Genomic DNA, 21,312 nt, shown 5'->3' on the forward strand with positions numbered 1-21,312 from the left:
GTTTTGTATTTAGAGATAATTATGCCTGAAATTTGGTTAAATTATGGAATTACTGATGTTGTTTTAGATATAAAGGCAGAAAATCTGGAGCAAAAAATTGATTCTGAGGGGAAAATTTTAGATGATTCGGTGATCAATGAAAAATTAAACACTCTTGATTTGTCAAAACCAATGGAACTTGTCGTACTGCATAATTCTAAATCTATTCTAAAATTAATCTCTGCGTTGTTTACATTATGCGAGCAAAAATCTAAACCGTTTCCAAAAATACTAACTGATAAAAAAATTCTAAATTTAGTAAAATCTGGATTGCCTGAAGGAAGTTCAATTAATGAATTTGATGATCTGGGCATTTCAAATTCAAATCTAGTATTCATGGGTGAGATGGAATTCAATGGATTATTTGGATATGAGACTATTTCCACACGTCTTATCAAAAAGTTTGGTCAAGAATCGATGCTTTCTGCATATGCCAAAAGACAAGGCAATCTTCCTACACCTGGACAATATCCTGAAAGTTTAACTGAAGCCAAAAAATTTGCAGACAATTTTGAAATTCAAGGAATAGAGATAGTTGCAAATTCTGAAGGGATTGTTGATTTCTCAATAGGACATCCTTCAGAAACTATTGCGTCAACAAAAATTTTGGAATCAAATTCTATCAAAGATGTGGGTCAACATAAAACAATGGTGATCAGCACTGGAAAAGATGCAAGTAATGATAATCTTGGAAATTCATTTTCTTCACTTTGGAATTGCTCTAACGCAATTAAAAAAGATGGTCTTGCTATTTTAGTTGCTGAATGTAAAGGTGGTTTAGGTAATGATGCCCTTCAGCAATACATTGAAGATAGATTGACTATAGAGCAGCTTCGAAATCCTACAAAATACATTGATGGAATGGAAAATTTATTGTTTCTTTCAGAAATACAAAAGAATTTTCAAATTGGATTGGTTTCAATTTTACCTGAATTTTATGCCAAGAAATTAAATTTGATTTCTATGCAGGGAATAAAATATTCTATGGATTATATTTTGAAAACTCAAGGACCTCGTCAAAAAGTTGCAGTAGTTACTGACGGTGCAAGATTGTTGTTAAGGTAGCAAACCTGACAAAAATTCTGTTGGAAGAGGTGCGCATAAAACTGCTAATACGATAATTCCTAGATATGCAAGTTTTCTATTTCTTGATAAAGGTGAGACATCATCTAACGGGGATGCGCTAGGATTCCTTGAACTCATGAACAAAATTAAAAGTGCCATTAACCAATAATTTAACAAAACAAGAATTGCCATACTTCCATATGTTGCATATTTGTGAAGTTTAACTCCAAGTAATGTTCTTGCCATATGCCCTCCGTCTAATTGCCATGCTGGTAATAAATTCAAAAATGTAATTAAGAAACCAATCCATGCTGCAAACATTACTGGTGTCATGATTACTTCATGTCCTGATCCTCCCTTACCAAATAATGCTAAACTAGCAGTCATCAATAATGGCTCTCCTTGATTCCATTCAATCAATCTAGATTCTTCAAATAAGCCTGCAGCAATTTCAGGATCTAAAACTGGAGCAGTATATGCACCATAAATTGAAACTATTATGGCAATAACCAATCCTGCAATTGGGCCTGCAATAGCAACATCGAATAAAATTTCTCGATTAATTGTTAATCCTTTTGACTGAATAAATGCCCCAAAAGTTGGAATTCCAATAATTGGGAGTCCTGGAATGAAATACGGCCAGGTTGTTTTTAGACCGTGTGCTTTTGCAGCAATAATATGACCAAGCTCATGAATTCCTAAAATCCCTAGCAATGACAATGTATACACTGCTGCCATTTCTAATGGATCTCCAATTTCTATTATAGAATTTGTACCTGATGTCCTATAGTATCCATCTACCATTACAAATGAAATAACAATCACAAACAATATTCTTGGAGTCCATGATGTACTCATCCATCTTCTCTGTTTCTTTGGGGGGAATTTTTGAATGATAACATATAGTCCTCCCTCTTCCATTTTTTCTAATTTGCATACGTATCTCATATCTTCTAATTTCCTTGCTAATCCTTCAAATTTTGACTTGAAATTCATATCTTCAATTTTAAATTCTAATGAAAATTCAGTTTTAGTGAAATCACTGACCTGAAATATGGAGTTAACTAATGAAATAATATCTTCTTGTGAAGGATCCTCCATCTAATTAACATGAATTTTTCCATTAAATGGTCTTTTGGTTTAAAATTAAATATTGATAAAACTATACCCCATCATGCAAGTAATCCTAAGACAGTTAGGGGATTGTAATATTAGGAGAGCTGGACCAAGCGATCTAATTTCTGTTATGGAAATTAATCTAAAAACTCTACCTGAACATTATTCAGATTATTTCTATGAAAGTTTACTTGCTGAGTTACCTGAGGCTTTCATTATTGCTGAAATCGGTGGAAAACATGTTGGATACATAATGTGTAAAACAGAATTTGGTTTTTCAAATTTTAAGAAATTAGGTTTTGTTAAAAAAGGGCATGTTGTATCTATTGCAGTAGTTGAAGAACATCGAAGAAAAGGAATAGGAAAAGCACTAGTCGAAGAATCTGTCAATGGTGTAAAGTTAAGAAAATGTGATGAATTCTATTTAGAAGTAAGATGTAGTAATACTGATGCTGTCAGGTTATATGAAAAAATGGGATTTGCAATTAGACAACAATTAAACGCCTATTATCGAGATGGCGAGGATGCGTACCTTATGGCAATTGAATTAGTTCAAACCAATAAATAACTCACAAAAAATTCTTCGCCATGGACAAACGAAAAGGAATGGGTGTTACAATTTTTGTTTTATGTATTGGTAGTTTTTTCCTTTATGCATATTTGTTAATGCTCTCTGAATGGAGTCCTATTGTACTACAACTATCTGTTTTAATGATTGCAGGTGGAATTTTAGGAGTAATTGCTTGGATTGGATATGTGATGGCGACAACTAAACCTTCACCTGCTTCTATTACTTCTGAAGATTAAGTTATTTAGAAATTTTAACATCCACAACTGTTTGATAATATCTTGGACCAACAGCTCTGACAATTTTTGAATGTAGTATTTCAGATTTTACTGGAGTGACTTGGAGATAATGTTCTTCTGAAAGTTTTCCTGCATCTGTTTTTTTATCTGCATGAATATGTGAATAATAATGAATGATGCCTCCATCTTTGGTTGTATCAATTGCTGATTGTAAAAATTCATCTGATCTTTCAGGTAACAACATCAATGTTCTATCTGATTTATCTATCGATTGCTCTTTGATGATTTCTGATGCATCACCATTAATTGAAATTACATTTCCTAAAAGCTTGTTTAACTCAATATTTGTCTCACATAATTTTGAAGCAATTGGGTTGATATCGAGACTATACACTGTGCACTTTTTCTTCTTTGCAGCCATTATTGAAAACATCCCAATCCCTGCAAACATGTTAGTCACCACCTCCCCATTTTGAATCAAATTAGCAATTCTCTCCCTTTCTGTAGACAATCTGGGAGAAAAAAATGCCTTTTCAACATCTACTGTGAATCTACATCCAAACTCCTTGTATTCTGTTTCTGTATTGTCTTCTCCTGCAAGAATTTCTAAATCTCTTGTTCGAAAATCTCCACTCACAGCAGAAGATTGATAGAATACACTTCTTACAATTTTTACATCATCTAACAATGCCTTTCCAATGATCTTCTTTTTTGAGAGGAGTGAATCTGGAATTCTAACAATAATTATTTCACCTATCTGATCAAAAGCAGAAATTAATTCATCACTTTCTTTTTCTGTAAGCACATTTTCTAATGCTTTTTTTAACATTCGAGTCAATGCTTGTAGTAGAAATTTCCACTTGTTTTTTGATCTTTATCTAATCTACTTTCTAATTTATTTACACGAGGTCTTAGACTTTTCTCGTCTCTTCTAAATGACATGTCTAATGATTTGAGAAATCTATTCATTGCATCAGGCTTTGGCATTGGTGATGTTGCAATCCCTGAAGAGCCTGATTCTCCTTCAAATATTATCATTGAATCTGAAACTAAATCCATTAATTGTAAATCGTGATCAATAATAATCGCAGACTTGCCAAACGAGCGTACAAATTTTTGTAAAAATTTTGCTACGGCGATTCTATCCTCTACATCTAAAAATGCTGAAGGTTCATCTAATGCATACAAATCAACTTTTTGCAGTAGACATGATGCAACTGCCACTTTTTGCAATTCTCCTCCAGAAAGTTTTTGGATAGATTTATTGTATAATTTTTTTATCTTTAATGGATCTAGAATTTGTTCTTCTTCCATACTTCCTTCAACTTGACCTCCGTTTGCTTGATCTAATACTGACATAACTTCTACATCAAGATCATTTTGGAGATATTGTGGCTTGTATGCTATCTTGATTTTTTTGCTAATACTACCAGAATCTGGTTTTTCAACTCCTGCAATCATTTTCATTAGAGTTGTTTTACCAAGTGCATTCGCTCCCATTATTCCTAAAACCTCTCCTTTTCTTACTCTTCCAGGCTCAATCGTTACTGAAAATGATGGATATTTTTTCTCTAGTTTTGGATATGTGAGAATATCACTTCCTTCTTGAAAAATATCTGTTGATGAAGATGATACATCAAAAGAAAATTTCTTATCTCTAAATCTCACATTTTCATTTGGTAGATACCCATCAAGAAAAACATTGATTCCAACTTTGGTAGATAAGATACCTGAAACAATTCCATATGCTGTAGGTTCTCCATATAACACTTCGATATAGTCACTTAGAAAATCTAACAATGTTAAATCATGTTCTACCACCATTACACTTTTTCCAATTTTAGCTAAATTTTGTATTACTCTTGCTACACCAGTTCTTTGGAAAACATCGTTGTATGAAGATGGTTCGTCAAAAAAGTAAAATTCTGTATCTTTTGATGCTGCTGTTGCAACTGCAATTCTTTGTAATTCACCACCACTTAGTTCTTTCAAACTTTGTTCCATTGAGTTTTCTAACCCTAACGTTTTGATTAGTTCTCTTGATACTCCCCGTTCATCATATTTGTCTAGTAATTCTTTTCCTGTTCCATCAAATGCTTCGGCAATGTGATGGACTTGTTGTGGTTTAATAGAAGCTCGAATTTGTTTTTGTTCAATCTTTTCAAAATGTTGTTTAAGTTCTGTTCCGCTGTAATGTTTTAAAACCTCATCCCATTCAGGTGGATTTTCATATCTACCTAAATTTGGTTTAAGATTTCCTGATAGGATGTTGACTACTGTACTTTTCCCCATTCCATTTCTTCCCAAAAGTCCTACAACTTCACCTTTTTTTGGAGTAGGTAATTTGTAAAGTCGAAATGAGTTCATCCCGTATTGATGAATTTTATCAGTAGCTAGTTCACTTGCTAAGTTGACGATTGTTATGGCATCAAAAGGACACACTTTGACACAAATCCCGCATCCATTACAAATGTCCTCATCAATCTGAGCCTTTTTTGATTCTTCGTTAATAGTAACACATTCTGCGCCAGATTTATTGACTGGACAATATTTTATGCATTCTAAACCGCATTTTTGTGGCTGACAAAGATCTTGATCTAAAACCGCTACTCTGTGAGTCATGTTGTAATCCGGTATTTTCTTTGCTTTATACCTATTTTGAGCATTTTTTAAAATTGGCGTTACGTTAATAGATGAGAATTTGACATCAAATTTCAAGCCGGCCATAGCGTTAGGGTGCGACCCAATCCCGTTCCGAACTTGGAAGTCAAACCTAATGTCGCTGTTGTGCTACTAAGATGCGAGAGCTCTTGGGAAGCAACAGTGCTGGCATTTTCTACTTTTCAATCAATCTTTTAATATTGAATTAATTGGGTTGATGTGAATTCAATATGCCAAATTGTTCTGTTTGTGGAGAAACATGTGATAATGATATCAGATTGCTAAATCATATGATGGAGAAACATGGCTGGAGAAATCCAAATGTTGGCACACCTGATAGAAACAGTAGAGGATACTAATTCTATAAGTTTTGTAAATAATCTAAAATTAATCTCACTCCAAAACCTGTCGCACCTTTTGGATTGTATGATTTTTCTTTTGTGGCTGTTTGTGTCCATGCAACTCCTGCAATGTCAATATGTGTCCATGGGGTTTTTTCAATTGCATTTTTTAAAAATGCAGCTGCTGTAATAGTTCCAGCTGCTCTTCCGATTCCAATATTTTTCATATCTGCAACATCTGATTTTATCATATCCATATAGTCTTGATTCAATGGTAATTCCCAGACTTCTTCAGTTGTTCTTTTAGAAGACTCGTTGATCTTCTTTGTTAGTTTTTCATCATTTGATACAATTGCTGCGACATTGGTTCCAAGTGCTACAATACATGCACCTGTAAGCGTAGCAAAATCAATAATTGCCTTTGGAGAATAGTGTTTTTCTCCATACGATAGTGCATCAGCTAAAATTAATCTTCCTTCTGCATCTGTATTTAGAATTTCAGCTGTTTTTCCACTGTATAATTTTATAATGTCTCCTGGTCTGTATGACTCTCCACCTGGCATATTTTCAACTGATGGAATAATACCTACAACATTGATTGGTAGTTTTAATTCTGAAATGGATTTCATGATTCCTAATACTGTACATCCACCACACTTGTCGAATTTCATTTCATCCATTGCTGCTCCTGGTTTTAATGAAATACCGCCTGTATCAAATGTCACTGCTTTTCCTACAAGGACAATTGGTTTGTCATTTTTTCTACCACGATTATGTTCTAGAATAATTAATTTTGGTTGATTGTTACTTCCTTGACCTACTGCTGAAATACCACCGAATCCTTTTTTCTTTAATTCAGGTTCTGAAATGATATTACATTTCATTTTATTTTTCTTTGACATAATTTTTGCAAAGTTTGCTAATGTTGTAGGGGTACATTCGTTTGGAGGTAAATTGGCAATACTTTTGGTAAATATCGCACCGTTTGCAACAATCTCAGATATTTTGACAGCTTTTGTAATTTTATCTGATTTTGAAACAATGATGGTAAGATTTGGAGAAGTTTCAATTTTTTCCGTCTTGAATTTTTCAAATTTGTAAAGAGCCATTTTTGTACCTTCGATGATTTGAGATACTGCAGAAATTGGGTCTGTTACAAAACTTGGGGGTGATATGATTGAAAATTCTGATAATTTCAACTCTCTTGCTTTTTGAGCAATTTTTCCTGAGACAAATCTAATGGTATCTTTCGATAGATTCTCTTTTTTTCCTATACCTGCAAGTAGGATTCTTTGTATGGGTTTTCCAGGTATTGGAACGATACTGAATTTTCCTAATTTTCCTTCCATATCTTTTAGAGATTGATTAATTGCCGATGTAGTTTTACTGTCAAATTTTGGTAATCCTAAAACTTTGTTAGAATTTTCTAATACAAATCCACATAGAAGACTCGTTCTCTTTTTAGCGGAACTTTCAGTTTTAATCTTCATATTGAAATTCTCTTTTTTAAAGTATTATTTAGATTTACTATAGATCTATTATCTTACTTCTGGTAATCAGACTTGCAGATCTTACAAATACAGCTTTAACTGTTTTACAATCTTGTTGGCATTCATCATTAATTTTAGACATTGGTGATTTTCTTGTTTTTTTAGATAAAATTGATTTTATTAATGGAAGTAAACCTGCTCTTCCTCCATATGCTCGTTTTTGATTGATAAACCAAAACATTTCTAATGCTGATTCATCCAAAACACTTTTCCTAATTTTTTCTCCAAATTCTGAATAATGTCCTACCATTGTTATTTTACCTCTGGCAAAAAAATTAACTGCATTAGCAAATTTCATGCATAAATAACACTGATTATCAAATAATACAATTGGAATATTTTCATTAATTTCCATGATATTCTAGAGTAACGATCAAATTAAAATTTTACAAACTTAATACCTGAATTTTATTTTGATTATTATGACATTAATTGTAGATGATCCTGATTCTAGTCGTACTAAAACTGGGGAATTCCCTTGTGTATCATGCCATACTGATTGTTGTAAAGAATATGTGATATTTGTAAATGCTCATGATGTTTACAGACTATCAACTGGATTGGGAATGGCTCCTAAAAAATTCTTAGAGATTTATGGTGCAAAAGATTATTCTCTTGGAATTCAGGTGGAAGAAGGTCTAATTGATCTTGCCTTGAAACAAAACAAAGGCGGATGTGAATTTCTTGAAGAAACTAAAGATGTCTTTAGATGTACAGTAAATGATTTCAAGCCAGGAGTGTGCAAATCATATCCGTTTTCAATGAAAAATGGAAAATTAATTCAAATGAGCAATATAATGTGCCCTGTAGATTGGGATCTTGCAGAATTTGAGAAAATGATGGTAAGTCATCTTAAAAAAGATGAATCTGAGTGGAAGTTCTATGATGAAATTGTTAAGGAGTGGAATGTAAAGCATGGAACAAAAAAGTCATTAGCTGCATTTTTGAAATTTATGTTAGAAAAAGTAGAACTCTCTTTGACATCTTAATTGTATTATGATCCCTATCTCTTTGAAGTTTTGGGATGAGTGGTTTTCTTTAGAAGTAGATTTTTATTCAATTTATCAGGATAATGTTGCAGATGGGGCTTAACTATTACCAAATTAAGAAAAATATTCTTCGAGCTCGTAAATTAGTAATTAGAGGAACTAATGCTGCAGGATCTGGTCATCCTGGCGGTTCATTTTCTATGGCCGAAATTTTAGGATGTTTATTTAACAAACATTTGAAATTTGATCCTGACAATCCTCAATGGGATGATAGAGATCGATTAGTTTTGTCAAAAGGACATGCTGCTCCTGGATTGTTTTCTAATATGGCAGTTGCAGGGTATTTCCCAGAATCTGAAATTGACACACTTCGAAAATTTGGTAGTAAACTGCAAGGACATCCAGATCTAAAATGTCCTGGAGTAGAATTTTGTGGAGGTTCTCTAGGCACAGGATTGTCGTATTCTATTGGAATTGCACTTGCAGCAAAAATTGATTCCAAAAACCATCATGTCTATACTATCATTGGAGATGGAGAGTCTGATGAAGGACAAGTTTGGGAAGCTGCAATGACTGCTTCAAAATATAAAGTTGATAATCTCACAGCATTTCTTGATAGAAATTTCATTCAACAGGATTCATACACTGAAAAAATTATGCCACTGGATGAAAATTTAGAAGGTTCAGAAATTTCTGAAATGTGGAAAGATGCATCACGTTGGAAAACTGGTGATAAATGGAGATCATTTGGTTGGAATGTAATTGAAATTGATGGACATCGCGTTGAACAAATTGATGCTGCTATTATGAAAGCCAATGCTACAAAAGGAGTTCCCACTATAATCATCTCAAGAACAATTAAAGGAAAATCTATTGAACACATGGAAGATAATCCACAATGGCATGGCAAAGCCCCAGACTCTGATGTTGTTCCAATAATTAATCTTGAATTGGATTCACAATTTATGATTGCACCATCCATTATTGCTGGAGATATGACAAATTTAGAAAATGAAATTAAGCGATGTGTTACTGGTAGAGCAGATTACATTCATCTTGATGTGATGGATGGCCAATTTGTTCCAACAAAAACATTTGATCATAATAAAATAAAAGAACTAAGGCCTCTTACAGTAATTCCATTTGACACTCACTTGATGATTACTGAACCTGTAAAATATGTGAAAGACTATGTTGATGCTGGTAGTGATATTATCACTGTTCATGCTGAAGTGACTGATGAATCTAGTTTTGGAGAAATTCATGATGTATTAAGACAAAATCAGGTAGGTGTGGGTTTATCAATAAACCCTGACACAGAATTACCTGAATGGTCTTACAAATTTTTGCAATCTCTTGATCAACTAATAGTGATGTCTGTAGTCCCTGGGAAATCTGGTCAAAAATACATTGAAGAAACCCATGAAAAAATGACAAGATTGAATTCTATTTTAAAACAACATAATTTTTCAGGCTATATTGAGGCTGATGGGGGGGTTAATCTTGAAAATATTGGCTCAGTATTTTCTGATGGCGCACGCGCTTTTGTTGGAGGTGGTGCAATCATTGGTCAACGAGATGTTCGAGCTGCAATTAGAGATTTTAGAAATGAAGTTTTAAAATCAAGAAGATATGAACTACTTGCAAAAGCAAATGAACTTGGTGGAAGTGACTTGGTAAACAAATGGATTGGATTACATGTAATTGGTGAAAAACAAGAACAAATTAAAAAAATTGCACAGGAGGCCGGATTCATTTGAATGAACCAATAATGACTGACATGCGTTCAGAATATTCTAAATCTTTAATTCAATTAGGAAAAGAAAATCCTAACGTTGTTGTTTTAGGTGCAGATACAACTGATTCATTAAAAACTTCAGGGTTTGGTAACGAATTTCCAAATCGATTTTTTAATGTAGGTATTGCTGAAGCTAATCTAGTTACAATGTCTGCAGGATTAGCCGCTTCTGGAAAAATTTCTTTTGCAAGTACTTATGCGATATTTTTACCTGGTAGGGCAGTTGATCAAATTAGAAATAATGTTGCATATCCATCACCTCCAGGAAAAAAAGGCCTTAATGTAAAATTAGTTACATCCCATGGTGGTTTGTCAGTAGGTCCTGATGGAGGTTCACATCAAACTATTGAAGACATTGCTATAATGAGAGTTATCCCCAATTTCCGAGTTTTTATTCCTGCTGACACTGTAGCCGTCTCAAAACTAACTCAATTAATGGCTAGAGAATATGGTCCATTTTACATGAGGATGGCAAGATCAAAAACACCTCTTGTCCATTCTGATTCTCAAGAATTTCAAATTGGAAAAGGAATTACGTTAAGGGATGGTTCTGATTGCACTATCGCAGCATGCGGTATTACAGTTAGGATGGCTTTAGAAACTGCTGAATCATTACAACAAGAAGGAATCTCTTGTAGAGTTTTAGATATGTTTTCGATCAAACCAATTGACCATGAACTTTTAGAAAAAGCAGCAAGAGAAACTGGATGTATTGTAACAACTGAAGAACATAATATTATTGGTGGAATGGGTTCAGCAGTAGCAGAATCTGTTTCAGAATCTTATCCAGTACCTATCAAAAGAATTGGAGCCCAGGATATGTTTGGTGAATCTGCACGTGATAATGAAGTTCCATTACTCTTGGAGAAACATGGAATAACATCTTTTAATATGGCAAAACAAGTTAAAGAAATTAGGAGTAAAAAATTATGAAAATTTTTCTTGATACTGCTAATCTTGAAGCCATAAGAAAATTCAATGACATGGGTTTGTTAGATGGAATAACAACTAATCCATCACTCATGTTCAAGGAAGGTGGTAATCCAAAAGATGCTATGGAGGAAATTACAAAAATTATCAAAGGTGATGTTAGTTTAGAAGTTGTCAGTATTGAATATTCTGGAATGATGGAAGAAGGTAAACGTCTTCGTCAATATGGAGACAACGTTGTTGTTAAAGTTCCTATGACTCCTGATGGTCTAAAAGCTTGTAAATCATTTTCATCTGAAGGAATTCCTGTTAATGTTACGCTAATCTTTTCTGCAAATCAAGCTTTACTGGCTGCAAAAGCTGGAGCAAAATATGTTAGTCCATTCATTGGAAGATTAGATGACATTGGTCAAGATGGAATGAAATTGATTCAAGAAATTAAAGAAATTTTCTCAAATTATAATTTTGGAACTCAAATTCTTGTTGCAAGTGTTCGTCATCCAGTACATGTAGTTGATGCAGCAAAAATTGGTGCAGATGTTGTCACATTACCTCCTGCTGTATTAGATAAAATGATGTTGCATCCATTAACAAAAATTGGATTGGATAATTTTCTTGCAGATTGGGACAAGCTAAAGTCTGGAAATCCTGATATCAAAATTTAGGTATCATTAAAAAATAAAGTTATAAAAATTAAAAATTTAGGATTTATCTGAGCCTTTGTTTGTACTTTTTCTAGAACTAGTTCCTCTACCTGTACTTCTAGTCATTCCTTCAGTAGAAGGTCTTGCTTTTGGATCAGGCATATCTCCTAGTTTTCTTGAACCAGTTCCACGACCAGTGTGAACCATTCTACCTGCTGTTGCTTTTTTTCTTGCTTCTTGGATCTTTCTGAATTCATCTCCAGACCATTTTGAAGCATCTTCATCAACTTCGATGGTTCCTGTGCCTCTACCAGTTCTAATTCTGATTTTCCCCATAATTTAGATTAAATTATCTTGTATTTATCTAAGCTTATTTTGTATGGGTAGATCTTAATTTTTTATTTTAATTACTAATCCAACCCCATTTTTTGAAATATGTGAACATCATGATCGCAGGTACCGCTGACGCAATAATTACTAGTATGAAAGTTGTAAATGGCCCTAAAAACATTGAATTACTTCCAATCCCACCTGGCAAGTCAACATTCATTCCATAAAATGTCCCAATCACTGTTGATGGAATTGCTAATGTGAAAATTATTGTTAATACTGCAAGAACCTTATTTGTTTTTTCATTACTTAACACAAAATCTGTGTCTTTGTAAATTTCCATGGTTTCTCTAGATTCTTCTAATGTTTCGATAACTTTGTCAATGTGATCTATTACGTCATCATAGAATAATGTAAGTTCATCATCTTGACTATCTGGAAATCGTTTAACCTGTTTTGCTATTTCAAGTACAAATCTCTTTAATGGATTTGCTATTCTTCTTAATCTATTAATTTCTCTTCTAAGTAATGCTATGCTTCTAGCTACTGGTTTTGATTCATCAAAAACTCTATCTTCAATATCATCTAGATTTGCAATAATTTTCCTTGATGTGTGTAAAAGGTCATCTACTAACACATCTAAGATCTCGTGTAGTAGTAATCCTGATGATTTTCCTAACAATCTATCTTTTCTTTGTTGATCAACATTTGTTTTACAAATATCTGCCAGTTCTACAAGTGGTTTAAGATCTCCTTGATGAACTGTTATCAGGAAATCTTTTCCTACAAATATTGACAATTGACTATTTTTTGATATTCCTGTTTTTTGTGCTAATGGTGGAAAATGAAGAATTACAAAGAAATGATCGTCATAACTATCTAGTTTTGGAAGCTCAAATTTAGTCATACAATCTTCTACGTTCAATGCGTTGAAATTGTATTTTTCAGCTAATTTTTCAACATCGTTTCTATCTGGATTTTGTAAATCAATCCATACGAATTTTTCTCCCTGGATGGTTTCTATCTTATTTTCAATAGGTGTGTCTACTGATTTTTTGTTTGAACGTAGCCTGTTTGTAATGAAACCCTTTCTCATGTCGAAAAATACCCTGATACTACAAATTTAAAGCGATCGCTAAAATGGAACTGAAATTATTTTTGAATTTGAGGCTAATCTAATTTAGATATTCATTGTACCCATGGGAGAAAATAATTTGTACCTACCCAAACAAGTCCAATGGATATTGCCATTGCAATCCACCATTTTCGCATACATAGAATTTAACCTAGTCAATAATAAATCTACAGCCTAATTTCCAACATGATCTTAAAGATTATTACTGGTTGAACAAGTTTCTTTTTTTGTGGCCCTCGTAGTACAGTGGTTAGTATAGAGGATTGTGGATCCTCGGACAGGAGTTCGATTCCCCTCGAGGGCCTTTTTATTTTAAAAAATACCGAACTTGCTAGATTCCATCTCTTCTTTGATGGCTAGTTTGAATCTAGGAGATTTACTCTCGACATTTTTTGTTAACCATGTTAAAAACTTCTTTTCTTTTCCCTTACCCCTAATTTTATCAAAATCGGCGCCCATCATTTCTATTAGCTTTTCTACTAATGTTCTATTGATACTTAATACAAAAAAATGCCATCCGAATGCAAATTCTGAATCTGTCATCACAAAATCATCTTGTCCATGAACCATTTCTTCTAAAAGCGATAGTTGGTGTGTTAATGCTTTACTAGTTTTATCATAATCTACTGCTGAAACATTAATGTTGATTCTTCCTTCCATGTTATATTCAAGTAAAAACAAAATAAAAGGATTACACAGATTATTCTTTTAATAGATATTCAAAATCAATATCAAAATGCATTTTCATGATATTGATGTATGTTTGAATGGATTCTGGAATTTCTTCTCCACATGCCACTCCTAGTTTTTTTGCATTAATCCAAATTACTAATGTTTGAATAATAGTCAAAAATCGATCATTTTTAATTTCTGGAGAGCCTATTGATTTTGTATATCGTTCAGCAAATTCCCATGCTGTGATAAAATCAACGCATTTTACCCCAAAAATTGATAACAATTGTTCTTGCATGTTTTTTGCTTTTTTGAAAGGAGCTTTATTGATAATATATGGAAAATCTACTTTATCTGGAAGGCATTCTGGTAGTGGCCCCCAAATTGTAATTATTTTTGTATTTTCTTTAAGATTTTCAAATTTCTTCATCATTTCATTAATGATTTTTTCATCTGAAAACCAAAATAAAATCACTGATGCATCAGACAAAATTGAATCTTCTATGTTTTGACAAATTAAATCTGCTTTGATATTTTTTTCTGCAAGATTTTTTTTTGCTTGGTTTATTTTCTCAGAGTTATTATCAATACCAACTGCTTTTTTAACACCAAATTCATTTACAGCAAGTTCAATCCCTTTCTCATTCCCACATCCTAAATGATAAAAAATATCGTCTTTACCTAAATTTACAAATTTAAAAATTTCACAAAATGATTTTTCTGGTAATTGAACATCCTCACCACTGAGTAAATTTTCAGGTAAAGTTTCTAAATATTCTTCAATTTTCATTATGGTTGATACAATGTACGAGAATTTATTCTCTTATGCTTTCTAATTTTGAAACTGCTTGCCATAATTGAGTTCTAACGTATGAAGGCATGTTAGGATCTTGTGTTACATCATCTAATAGGCTGATAGTATTTGCTGCCCTGACAGATAGTGAATTTTCAGGATTTTTCAAATCTACTATTAAATCTGTAATGGATTTCTTGATTGTTTTTGGAGTTGAGTTGCTAGAAGTAATTTGTTCTAATGTTTCAATTGCTCCTTTCATAGATTCTTTATTTTGAGAGTCGTCAGCCATTTTTACACCTATTGTTAAAAATTAGAAGAATATAGTTATATCTCTACAAAGACATTGTCTGATTCTACGACAACATTGTATGATGTTAAATCTCTAATTTTTGCTGGGAATTTCATTAATTTACCAGTTTTACAATCAAATTCTGCTGCATGCCATCCACAAGTAATTGTACAACCATCTAATTTCCCTTCAGATAGACTAGAGCCTGAATGAGTACATGAGTCATCTGTAGCACAATATTCTCCATCAATGTTTGCAACGAGGATATCTCTACCATCAATAGATGCTTTGATCATTTTTCCAGGTGGTATATCTGATGTTTTACCGGCAATAATTTTTCCCATTGAAGTTTTTATCTAATTATTCTTAATAATTTTTTGTATATGACAAAATTGAGAATTAGAGAAGCAAATGATTCAGATAAAACACATGTTTTGAAATTTTGTAAAAATACTTTTTCATGGGGAGATTATGTGGAGTATGTTTGGAATTATTGGATATCTGAAGGTCATCTATTCTTAGCAGAAAAACTAGATCCTGTTGGAATTTGTCATGCCTTTTATTCTGATGATCAAGTTTGGATTGAAGGAATCAGAATTAAGCCGAATTCTCGACGCCAAAATATTGCATCTGAACTAGTAAAACATGCAGAAATCACAGGTTTAGAGAAAAATCTATCTTTTTCATTTATGTTGATAGATACAGAAAATCCAATATCCATTTCCATGGCTCAATCTCTAAACTATAAAATTTTTCAAACATGGAATTTTTACACTATTGAACCAAAAAATAACCCAAATCATAATGTCACTTTTGGTAAATCTGTCAATTCTAAATCACATTCTCATTATGTAAAATCTTGGAGGTGGCTTCCAATTGATGATAAAATATTGGAATCATTTTATAAACAAAATAGAATTGTTAATTCTTCAATTGATGATAAAAACTCCATTGCAATAATTACTGAATCTGAGCATTTTGATAGAACGTTGATCGTTACTCTATTCTCAAATTCAGATGAATCTACTTGTGAAATTCTTTCATTTTTACAAAACTTTGGTTGGGAAAAAAACTATGAACGTATTCAAATTTTAACTAGAGAAAAATTACCATCTTTTGATACCTTGGAATCTAAAATATCCTTTCATTTAATGAAGAAATCTTTAGTTTAATTTGATTTAACAACTTTAATTGTATTGTTTAAAATCCCTAAACTCTCTATCTCCATTTCAACCTTATCTCCGTCTTTTAGAAACACTGCATTTGGTTTGTTTAACATAACTCCAGCTGGTGTTCCAGTGGAGATGATATCTCCTTTTTCTAATGTCATAACTTTGGAAATTTTTGAAACAATTTCTGGGATTTTGATAAACATATTACTTGATGAGGAATTTTGTCTCAATTCTCCGTTAATTTTAGTTGTCATTTTTAGATTTTGAGGATCTTTGATTTCATCTTTTGTTGTAATCCATGGTCCACAAGGTGCAAATGAATCAAAACTTTTCCCTCTTGTGAATTGCTTGTCTTTGAATTGAATATCCCTTGCTGAAACATCATTGAAAACCATATATCCAAATATTGAATCAAATGCATCATCTACGCTTACATTTTTACAATTTTTACCAATAATCATAGCTAATTCAACCTCATAATCTAATTGTGTAACAAAGTCTGGACATACAATATCTGAATTTGTACCATTTAATGCAGTTCTAGGTTTTATAACAAGTGCAGGATCTTCGGGTGCTTGTAGTCCTTGTTCTTTTGCATGATCTACATAATTGAATGCTAAACAAATTATCTTGTTCGGATTAGGAATCGGCGGTAATAATTTGTATTTTGAAATATTTTCTCCATATGGTAAATCTTTAATTTTATTTTTAATCTCATCATACCATCCATCAAAAAGAAAATCTTTGACATTTTGAGGAATTGGGACGCCTGTCAGATAGGTGATCTCATCTTTCGTGGATACTTTATCTCCATTAACAAAACCATATGTTTCATTATTTTGATATGATAATCGTGCTATTTTCATATTAAATCACTTGTGGGTAAAAATTGCTTGATTTTGAGAATCTTTTCTGCAATATCCAAATCTAACAAATTGTATTTCTTCTCCTTCTTTTAATTGTAGATAATGTGGTTCTGTAAAGACATCTAATTCCTCTAAACTGTCTTCATTAAATTCATCACCATTAAACAATGTTTTTGGAATTATCATCTTTATCTCATGTCCAGTTTTTTGTGGTACCCATTGAATTTTTGGTACATCTTTTGTATTTTCATTTTCAATAAATTCTCCTTCAAATTCTATTCCTTGTTTTGTAATGAGAATATTCCCTAAACCCAATAAACGGATTTGTGATCCTTCTTTGATTGTTTGCGCATCTTCTCCTGAAATGTAAAAATTCCCATCTATCTCGATTGTTCTTTTTCCCATATTATTTATTGGATGATTTGGAATTTCAACAGAAGATATAGGTAAATTTTTCACTGAAAGTTTTTTTGCATTACTTACCATGAATAGTCTAATGCTATTTGGATCCACAAATTTTCTGTTAAATGCCTCTAGTGCATCAAATGGTGCAAGAGTATTTGCCTTGGTCAATCCTAATGACATGATGAATTTCCTAATTGCTTCTGGTTTGATTCCTCTTTTTCGTAATCCTTCTAAGGTTGGAAGCCTTGGATCATCATACCATGTAACTTTCCCTTCTTCAATGAGCGGTTTGATGATTCTTTTTGATATTGGCATTCCTTTGAATTCCAATCTTGAGAAAAACCCTTGGGCTGGTTTTCTCATGTTTAGTGCATCTAAAATTGCATCAATTAGCTCTTTTCTGAGTTCAAATTCTTTCGAACGATAGGCATGAGTTACACCATCAATGCTATCTTCTATTGCAACTGCCATATCGTAACTTGGCCAAATTCTATATTTTTCTCCTAAAGTGTAATGTTTCCCTTCAATAATTCTAAACAAGACAGGATCTCGCATGACTGCATTATCTGCTTCCATATTTCCACGGAATCGAACTATGGCATCTCCTGGTTTGAATTTATTATTCATCTTTTTCCAATTTTTATTGTTTTTTTCTATATCTTCTCTACTACACTTGCATGCTTTTCTCTCTCTTCTGTTTTTACTGATATCTTCTCTTTTACAAGTACAAACGTATGCTTTTCCTAATTTAATTAATTCAATTCCTTTTTCATAAAATAATTCCATGTCGTCTGATGTATTTTTTACTTTGTCGAATTCAATCCCTAACCATTCTAATCCTACTTTGATAGCTGCATGATATTCCATTCTTTCAGCTTCTGGATTTGTATCATCCATTCTTAGAATAAATTTTCCTCCATACATTTTGGCATATTCTGAATTAATGATAGCTGCTTTTGCATGTCCAATGTGTGGATATCCGTTTGGTTCTGGAGGAAACCTTGTGATCACTTTTCCTTGCTCTGCATCTTTTAATTCTGGAAGACCTTCTCTCTCTTCAATTTTTTCTTTTGGGATTAAAATTTCTGGAAAATTTTCTTTAATTTCAATTTCTTGTTCTTCTAAAGATAACTGATTCACTGTTGATACTATTTCAGAAATATGCCCTGAAATTTCTTTTACTTTACTTCTAAATTCTGGTTTTGTTCCGAGAATTTTTCCTAAAATTATTTTATCTCTAGTTTCTCCTCCATGCTCAAAAGCATTTTGAAGTGCCATTTTTTTAATTTCTTTTTTTAATTCTTCATTCATGATGGTTTTTACCTTTACAACTACACACTTCGTTTTACTACGAAATCTAACAATGAAATTAATTCAGTTTTTGCAGATCCTGAATAACTTTTTAGTGATTTTTTTGCCATTTCAGCGTATTTTAGAGCCTGTTTCCTTACACTTTGCTCTATCCCCAAAGATCTAATGACTTCTACTGCTTTATTCAGATCTTTCTTTGATACTTTTGAATTCCCAAATGCTTTTAGAATTATCTTTTTATCATTACCTTTTGATAATTTTATTGCCATGAGAATTGGAAGTGATTTCTTTCCTTCTCTCAAATCATTTCCTACTGGTTTTTTTGTTATCTTAGGATCTCCCATAACACCGATAAGATCATCAGTTATTTGAAAAGCAATTCCTAAATTTCTTCCAAATGATGAGAGATTTGAGATGTCTTTTGCTTTATTTGTAGCACAAATAGCCCCCATTGCACAAGATACATCAAACAAAGCTGCAGTTTTCTTACCAATCATTGTAATGTATTCTGCTTGTGAAGGAATTTTTCTCTCTTCGGCCATTTTTACATCTAGTAATTGTCCTTCACAGATATCAACACAAGCTTTTGCAAGTCTGGATACTAGTTGTGTTGTAGCGATAGGAGATAATTTTGAATCAGTAATGATTTGAAATGCTTTTGAAAATAAAACATCCCCTGCAAGAATTGCAATTGGCATGCCAAATTTTTTATGAACCGTTGGAACTCCATGACGCATTTCATCATTATCCATAATATCATCATGAACTAATGAAAAATTATGTACCATCTCCACTGCACTTGCAGCAGGCATTGCAGTGGAAACTTTACCTTTTAAAATTTGACAACTCCTAATTACCATATATGGCCTTAGTCTTTTTCCACCATTAACAATTAGATGCCCTGCTGCATCATAGAGTTTTTTAGGATTTCCTTTTAATTTTGAATTTAGATATTTGTTTACTATTTTTGCATTTTGTTCCATTTGTTTAGTTTTATTCATTTACTAATCTCCATTTGTCATTTGGTAGATGAATTTTAATTGCTTTTTGCAATTCATCATGCACATCACTGTTCATCCATGTAGATAAGATATTTGCATGTTTTTCGAGCATGGATTTATCAGATTTTTCTAATAATTCTAATGCAATAAGCATCCATGGGCAATAGATTTGTGGATTTTCTTTTAATTCTACAATTAGTTCTTTAGAAGAAATTCGTTTTATCTCATCAATTTCCCCTTCAATTTCTTTTAATTCAATGGACTTGTCAATTATGCCAATTAATGTTCCACATATTTCATTTTCAGATCCTACGTCTTTGTATGGAACATGATATTCAAATTTATGTAAATAATCTAATGCTCCTTCAATTCCTAATTCTTCAGGCATTCTTCTCTCTCCTGATGAAACATAAGTTTCTGATTCTCTTGGATGGCTTGCAAATGTTCCATCCCAATCATTAGGCCATAACATTTTCTCTTTGGCTCTTCTTGTGAGTACTAGTCTGCCATTTTCATCAAACAATAATGCAGTAAATGCTCGATGAAGTTTTCCATTTGGTAAATGGCACTTTACTTTTTCTTCTTTTCCTATTGGATTATCATTTTCATCAACTAAAATTACAAATTCTTCAGACATTTCTTTTACCTCTAAACAGCGTTCCTTCAAATGTCTTATTTTTAACCCCTTTCACAATTCTTTCAGGTTTGTTACCATTTACAAAGAAAACATTCATTCCCATCTTTGCAATTCTTGATGCTTCTTCAACTTTTCTAGTCATCCCACCTGTAACATCCATTTTATTTTCAGAAATAGATGGACGTTCACCTTGTAATTCATAAATTAGTTTCTTTGATTTTAAATCCGAATACAATCCATCCTCATTTAGTGCAAAAATGCATAGTCTAGGTTTTAGAATTTTTGCAAGATGAGTCATAATTTTATCTCCAGATAAAATGTATGTTTTATTCTGACCAAACCATAGTGCATCTCCATATGTGACTGGAATCAAGCCTGATTTTGCGATTTTTTCAATCTCTTTGATTTTTTTAGTAATTGGTTTGTTTCCCGACATAAAATCAGTTGGAGGTAAACAGTATGGATTTAATTTATTTTTTATTAATGAATCTAGAATTATTTTATTCAATTCAATCATTGAATTTTTAACAATTGCTACTCCTTTTGGATTGTATTTTTTTTCTTTTGTATGCATATCGTATTTTACAGACCAATAATGTCCGTATGATCCTCCTCCATGAACAATAATTATCGGCTCATCAATTTTTCTCAAACTTTTAGATAGATTTTCAATTGTTTTTTTCCTTGGAGATAATGGTTTTTCTTTATTGGTAATAATTGATCCACCTAATTTTATTAGAATCATGTTTTTCAGAATT

25 protein-coding genes, 1 tRNA gene and 1 rRNA gene are annotated in these 21,312 nt (G+C 32.4%); 11 read left to right on the forward strand and 16 right to left on the reverse strand.

What is annotated here, in order from left to right; genetic code table 11:
- Positions 1–21: 21 nt before the first annotated feature.
- On the forward strand, positions 22–1,104 hold the full coding sequence (locus C5F49_RS01625) for a nickel-dependent lactate racemase family protein (RefSeq protein WP_179363017.1): 1,083 nt from the start codon (positions 22–24) through the stop codon (positions 1,102–1,104).
- Here the strand turns inward: C5F49_RS01625 and C5F49_RS01630 are convergent.
- On the reverse strand, positions 1,096–2,205 hold the full coding sequence (locus C5F49_RS01630) for a site-2 protease family protein (RefSeq protein ID WP_179363018.1): 1,110 nt from the start codon (positions 2,203–2,205) through the stop codon (positions 1,096–1,098). The two genes, C5F49_RS01625 and C5F49_RS01630, sit on opposite strands and share 9 nt — an antisense overlap.
- A 73-nt stretch (positions 2,206–2,278) precedes the next feature.
- On the opposite strand from C5F49_RS01630, the gene rimI reads away from it, so the two are divergent.
- Both rimI and C5F49_RS01640 read left to right on the forward strand, forming a co-directional pair.
- The gene (rimI, locus tag C5F49_RS01635) at positions 2,279–2,788 is read left to right on the forward strand and encodes a ribosomal protein S18-alanine N-acetyltransferase (RefSeq protein ID WP_179363019.1); all 510 of its coding nucleotides are present in this window, start codon (positions 2,279–2,281) and stop codon (positions 2,786–2,788) included.
- A 20-nt stretch (positions 2,789–2,808) separates the two neighbouring features.
- A complete protein-coding gene (locus C5F49_RS01640) occupies positions 2,809–3,027 on the forward strand; it encodes a transcriptional regulator (RefSeq protein WP_179363020.1) in 219 nt (72 codons plus the stop codon).
- 1 nt (position 3,028) lies between these two features.
- On the opposite strand, the gene C5F49_RS01645 is transcribed toward C5F49_RS01640, so the two are convergent.
- Together C5F49_RS01645 and C5F49_RS01650 are read right to left on the reverse strand one after the other, a co-directional pair.
- Positions 3,029–3,856: a class I SAM-dependent methyltransferase gene (locus tag C5F49_RS01645; protein WP_179363574.1), complete on the reverse strand. Its 828-nt coding sequence runs from the start codon at positions 3,854–3,856 to the stop codon at positions 3,029–3,031.
- Positions 3,857–3,861: 5 nt separating this feature from the next.
- A complete protein-coding gene (locus C5F49_RS01650) occupies positions 3,862–5,649 on the reverse strand; it encodes a ribosome biogenesis/translation initiation ATPase RLI (protein WP_179363575.1) in 1,788 nt (595 codons plus the stop codon).
- Positions 5,650–5,742: 93 nt separating this feature from the next.
- Here C5F49_RS01650 and rrf point away from each other — a divergent pair.
- Together rrf and C5F49_RS09660 are read left to right on the forward strand one after the other, a co-directional pair.
- Positions 5,743–5,862, forward strand: a 5S ribosomal RNA gene (gene rrf / locus C5F49_RS01655).
- A 56-nt stretch (positions 5,863–5,918) separates the two neighbouring features.
- Positions 5,919–6,047, forward strand: coding sequence for a hypothetical protein (locus tag C5F49_RS09660; RefSeq protein WP_281361119.1), 129 nt, complete (start codon positions 5,919–5,921; stop codon positions 6,045–6,047).
- A 2-nt stretch (positions 6,048–6,049) separates the two neighbouring features.
- Here the strand turns inward: C5F49_RS09660 and C5F49_RS01660 are convergent, their stop codons facing one another.
- Together C5F49_RS01660 and C5F49_RS01665 are read right to left on the reverse strand one after the other, a co-directional pair.
- Positions 6,050–7,519 (reverse strand): leucyl aminopeptidase, encoded by a 1,470-nt coding sequence (locus C5F49_RS01660; RefSeq protein WP_179363021.1) that lies wholly within the window; start codon positions 7,517–7,519, stop codon positions 6,050–6,052.
- A gap of 37 nt (positions 7,520–7,556) precedes the next feature.
- On the reverse strand, positions 7,557–7,934 hold the full coding sequence (locus C5F49_RS01665) for a hypothetical protein (protein ID WP_179363022.1): 378 nt from the start codon (positions 7,932–7,934) through the stop codon (positions 7,557–7,559).
- Positions 7,935–8,001: 67 nt separating this feature from the next.
- On the opposite strand from C5F49_RS01665, the gene C5F49_RS01670 reads away from it, so the two are divergent.
- From C5F49_RS01670 to fsa, 4 genes are all read left to right on the forward strand, one after another.
- Positions 8,002–8,568, forward strand: a complete 567-nt coding sequence (locus C5F49_RS01670) for a YkgJ family cysteine cluster protein (RefSeq protein WP_179363023.1) — start codon at positions 8,002–8,004, stop codon at positions 8,566–8,568.
- 92 nt (positions 8,569–8,660) lie between these two features.
- On the forward strand, positions 8,661–10,328 hold the full coding sequence (locus tag C5F49_RS01675) for a ribulose-phosphate 3-epimerase (protein WP_179363024.1): 1,668 nt from the start codon (positions 8,661–8,663) through the stop codon (positions 10,326–10,328).
- Positions 10,325–11,299 carry a transketolase family protein gene (locus C5F49_RS01680; protein WP_179363025.1) on the forward strand — a complete coding sequence of 325 codons (975 nt, stop codon included), beginning with the start codon at positions 10,325–10,327 and terminating at the stop codon, positions 11,297–11,299. Before C5F49_RS01675 ends, C5F49_RS01680 begins: the two co-directional genes overlap by 4 nt.
- Entirely contained in the window at positions 11,296–11,961 is a 666-nt protein-coding gene (fsa, locus tag C5F49_RS01685) for a fructose-6-phosphate aldolase (protein ID WP_179363026.1), read from the forward strand. The genes C5F49_RS01680 and fsa overlap by 4 nt, the downstream gene beginning before the upstream one ends.
- Positions 11,962–11,997: 36 nt before the next feature.
- Here fsa and C5F49_RS01690 read toward each other — a convergent pair whose 3' ends face one another.
- Positions 11,998–12,276, reverse strand: coding sequence for a hypothetical protein (locus C5F49_RS01690; protein ID WP_179363027.1), 279 nt, complete (start codon positions 12,274–12,276; stop codon positions 11,998–12,000).
- 67 nt (positions 12,277–12,343) lie between these two features.
- Positions 12,344–13,366, reverse strand: coding sequence for a magnesium transporter CorA family protein (locus C5F49_RS01695; RefSeq protein ID WP_179363028.1), 1,023 nt, complete (start codon positions 13,364–13,366; stop codon positions 12,344–12,346).
- A 271-nt stretch (positions 13,367–13,637) separates the two neighbouring features.
- Here C5F49_RS01695 and C5F49_RS01700 point away from each other — a divergent pair.
- A tRNA-His gene (locus C5F49_RS01700) sits at positions 13,638–13,709 on the forward strand.
- 8 nt (positions 13,710–13,717) lie between these two features.
- Here the strand turns inward: C5F49_RS01700 and C5F49_RS01705 are convergent.
- The 4 genes from C5F49_RS01705 to C5F49_RS01720 are packed head-to-tail and all read right to left on the reverse strand — an operon-like array spanning position 13,718 to position 15,506.
- Positions 13,718–14,065: a hypothetical protein gene (locus tag C5F49_RS01705; RefSeq protein WP_179363029.1), complete on the reverse strand. Its 348-nt coding sequence runs from the start codon at positions 14,063–14,065 to the stop codon at positions 13,718–13,720.
- A gap of 40 nt (positions 14,066–14,105) precedes the next feature.
- On the reverse strand, positions 14,106–14,867 hold the full coding sequence (locus C5F49_RS01710) for a class I SAM-dependent methyltransferase (RefSeq protein ID WP_179363030.1): 762 nt from the start codon (positions 14,865–14,867) through the stop codon (positions 14,106–14,108).
- 25 nt (positions 14,868–14,892) lie between these two features.
- Positions 14,893–15,162, reverse strand: a complete 270-nt coding sequence (locus C5F49_RS01715) for a stationary phase-response protein (protein WP_179363031.1) — start codon at positions 15,160–15,162, stop codon at positions 14,893–14,895.
- A gap of 35 nt (positions 15,163–15,197) precedes the next feature.
- Positions 15,198–15,506: a Rieske (2Fe-2S) protein gene (locus C5F49_RS01720; RefSeq protein ID WP_179363032.1), complete on the reverse strand. Its 309-nt coding sequence runs from the start codon at positions 15,504–15,506 to the stop codon at positions 15,198–15,200.
- Between the two features lie 39 nt (positions 15,507–15,545).
- On the opposite strand from C5F49_RS01720, the gene C5F49_RS01725 reads away from it, so the two are divergent.
- Positions 15,546–16,334, forward strand: a complete 789-nt coding sequence (locus C5F49_RS01725) for a GNAT family N-acetyltransferase (protein WP_179363033.1) — start codon at positions 15,546–15,548, stop codon at positions 16,332–16,334.
- Here C5F49_RS01725 and C5F49_RS01730 read toward each other — a convergent pair.
- From C5F49_RS01730 to C5F49_RS01750, 5 genes are read right to left on the reverse strand one after another with little or no spacing between them, the layout of a single operon-like run.
- Positions 16,331–17,200, reverse strand: a complete 870-nt coding sequence (locus tag C5F49_RS01730; RefSeq protein WP_179363034.1) for a fumarylacetoacetate hydrolase family protein — start codon at positions 17,198–17,200, stop codon at positions 16,331–16,333. The genes C5F49_RS01725 and C5F49_RS01730 overlap by 4 nt on opposite strands.
- A gap of 6 nt (positions 17,201–17,206) precedes the next feature.
- The gene (locus tag C5F49_RS01735; RefSeq protein ID WP_179363035.1) at positions 17,207–18,916 is read right to left on the reverse strand and encodes a glutamate--tRNA ligase; all 1,710 of its coding nucleotides are present in this window, start codon (positions 18,914–18,916) and stop codon (positions 17,207–17,209) included.
- Positions 18,917–18,936: 20 nt separating this feature from the next.
- Positions 18,937–19,917 (reverse strand): polyprenyl synthetase family protein, encoded by a 981-nt coding sequence (locus C5F49_RS01740; protein ID WP_179363036.1) that lies wholly within the window; start codon positions 19,915–19,917, stop codon positions 18,937–18,939.
- Positions 19,910–20,554: an isopentenyl-diphosphate Delta-isomerase gene (locus C5F49_RS01745; protein ID WP_179363037.1), complete on the reverse strand. Its 645-nt coding sequence runs from the start codon at positions 20,552–20,554 to the stop codon at positions 19,910–19,912. The genes C5F49_RS01740 and C5F49_RS01745 overlap by 8 nt, the downstream gene beginning before the upstream one ends.
- Entirely contained in the window at positions 20,547–21,299 is a 753-nt protein-coding gene (locus C5F49_RS01750) for an isopentenyl phosphate kinase (protein ID WP_179363038.1), read from the reverse strand. Before C5F49_RS01750 ends, C5F49_RS01745 begins: the two co-directional genes overlap by 8 nt.
- Positions 21,300–21,312 lie beyond the last annotated feature (13 nt).

The sequence above is a fragment of the Nitrosopumilus oxyclinae genome (assembly GCF_013407165.1).
GTDB classification, from domain to species: Archaea; Thermoproteota; Nitrososphaeria; order Nitrososphaerales; family Nitrosopumilaceae; genus Nitrosopumilus; species Nitrosopumilus oxyclinae.

What these genes read in the sequence shown, in the direction of transcription:
- C5F49_RS01690 (WP_179363027.1), bottom strand. Translation starts at nt 12,276, where the DNA reads ATGGGGAAAATCAGAATTAGAACTGGTAGAGGCACAGGAACCATCGAA.
- fsa (WP_179363026.1), top strand. Translation starts at nt 11,296, where the DNA reads ATGAAAATTTTTCTTGATACTGCTAATCTTGAAGCCATAAGAAAATTC.
- C5F49_RS01740 (WP_179363036.1), bottom strand. Translation starts at nt 19,917, where the DNA reads ATGAATAAAACTAAACAAATGGAACAAAATGCAAAAATAGTAAACAAA.
- C5F49_RS01650 (WP_179363575.1), bottom strand. Translation starts at nt 5,649, where the DNA reads ATGACTCACAGAGTAGCGGTTTTAGATCAAGATCTTTGTCAGCCACAA.
- C5F49_RS01710 (WP_179363030.1), bottom strand. Translation starts at nt 14,867, where the DNA reads ATGAAAATTGAAGAATATTTAGAAACTTTACCTGAAAATTTACTCAGT.
- C5F49_RS01625 (WP_179363017.1), top strand. Translation starts at nt 22, where the DNA reads ATGCCTGAAATTTGGTTAAATTATGGAATTACTGATGTTGTTTTAGAT.
- C5F49_RS01750 (WP_179363038.1), bottom strand. Translation starts at nt 21,299, where the DNA reads ATGATTCTAATAAAATTAGGTGGATCAATTATTACCAATAAAGAAAAA.
- C5F49_RS01720 (WP_179363032.1), bottom strand. Translation starts at nt 15,506, where the DNA reads ATGGGAAAAATTATTGCCGGTAAAACATCAGATATACCACCTGGAAAA.
- C5F49_RS01715 (WP_179363031.1), bottom strand. Translation starts at nt 15,162, where the DNA reads ATGGCTGACGACTCTCAAAATAAAGAATCTATGAAAGGAGCAATTGAA.
- C5F49_RS01730 (WP_179363034.1), bottom strand. Translation starts at nt 17,200, where the DNA reads ATGAAAATAGCACGATTATCATATCAAAATAATGAAACATATGGTTTT.
- rimI (WP_179363019.1), top strand. Translation starts at nt 2,279, where the DNA reads ATGCAAGTAATCCTAAGACAGTTAGGGGATTGTAATATTAGGAGAGCT.
- C5F49_RS01745 (WP_179363037.1), bottom strand. Translation starts at nt 20,554, where the DNA reads ATGTCTGAAGAATTTGTAATTTTAGTTGATGAAAATGATAATCCAATA.
- C5F49_RS01640 (WP_179363020.1), top strand. Translation starts at nt 2,809, where the DNA reads ATGGACAAACGAAAAGGAATGGGTGTTACAATTTTTGTTTTATGTATT.
- C5F49_RS01665 (WP_179363022.1), bottom strand. Translation starts at nt 7,934, where the DNA reads ATGGAAATTAATGAAAATATTCCAATTGTATTATTTGATAATCAGTGT.
- C5F49_RS01695 (WP_179363028.1), bottom strand. Translation starts at nt 13,366, where the DNA reads ATGAGAAAGGGTTTCATTACAAACAGGCTACGTTCAAACAAAAAATCA.
- C5F49_RS01725 (WP_179363033.1), top strand. Translation starts at nt 15,546, where the DNA reads ATGACAAAATTGAGAATTAGAGAAGCAAATGATTCAGATAAAACACAT.
- C5F49_RS01660 (WP_179363021.1), bottom strand. Translation starts at nt 7,519, where the DNA reads ATGAAGATTAAAACTGAAAGTTCCGCTAAAAAGAGAACGAGTCTTCTA.
- C5F49_RS01630 (WP_179363018.1), bottom strand. Translation starts at nt 2,205, where the DNA reads ATGGAGGATCCTTCACAAGAAGATATTATTTCATTAGTTAACTCCATA.
- C5F49_RS01705 (WP_179363029.1), bottom strand. Translation starts at nt 14,065, where the DNA reads ATGGAAGGAAGAATCAACATTAATGTTTCAGCAGTAGATTATGATAAA.
- C5F49_RS01675 (WP_179363024.1), top strand. Translation starts at nt 8,661, where the DNA reads ATGGGGCTTAACTATTACCAAATTAAGAAAAATATTCTTCGAGCTCGT.
- C5F49_RS01735 (WP_179363035.1), bottom strand. Translation starts at nt 18,916, where the DNA reads ATGAATGAAGAATTAAAAAAAGAAATTAAAAAAATGGCACTTCAAAAT.
- C5F49_RS01645 (WP_179363574.1), bottom strand. Translation starts at nt 3,856, where the DNA reads ATGTTAAAAAAAGCATTAGAAAATGTGCTTACAGAAAAAGAAAGTGAT.
- C5F49_RS01670 (WP_179363023.1), top strand. Translation starts at nt 8,002, where the DNA reads ATGACATTAATTGTAGATGATCCTGATTCTAGTCGTACTAAAACTGGG.
- C5F49_RS09660 (WP_281361119.1), top strand. Translation starts at nt 5,919, where the DNA reads ATGCCAAATTGTTCTGTTTGTGGAGAAACATGTGATAATGATATCAGA.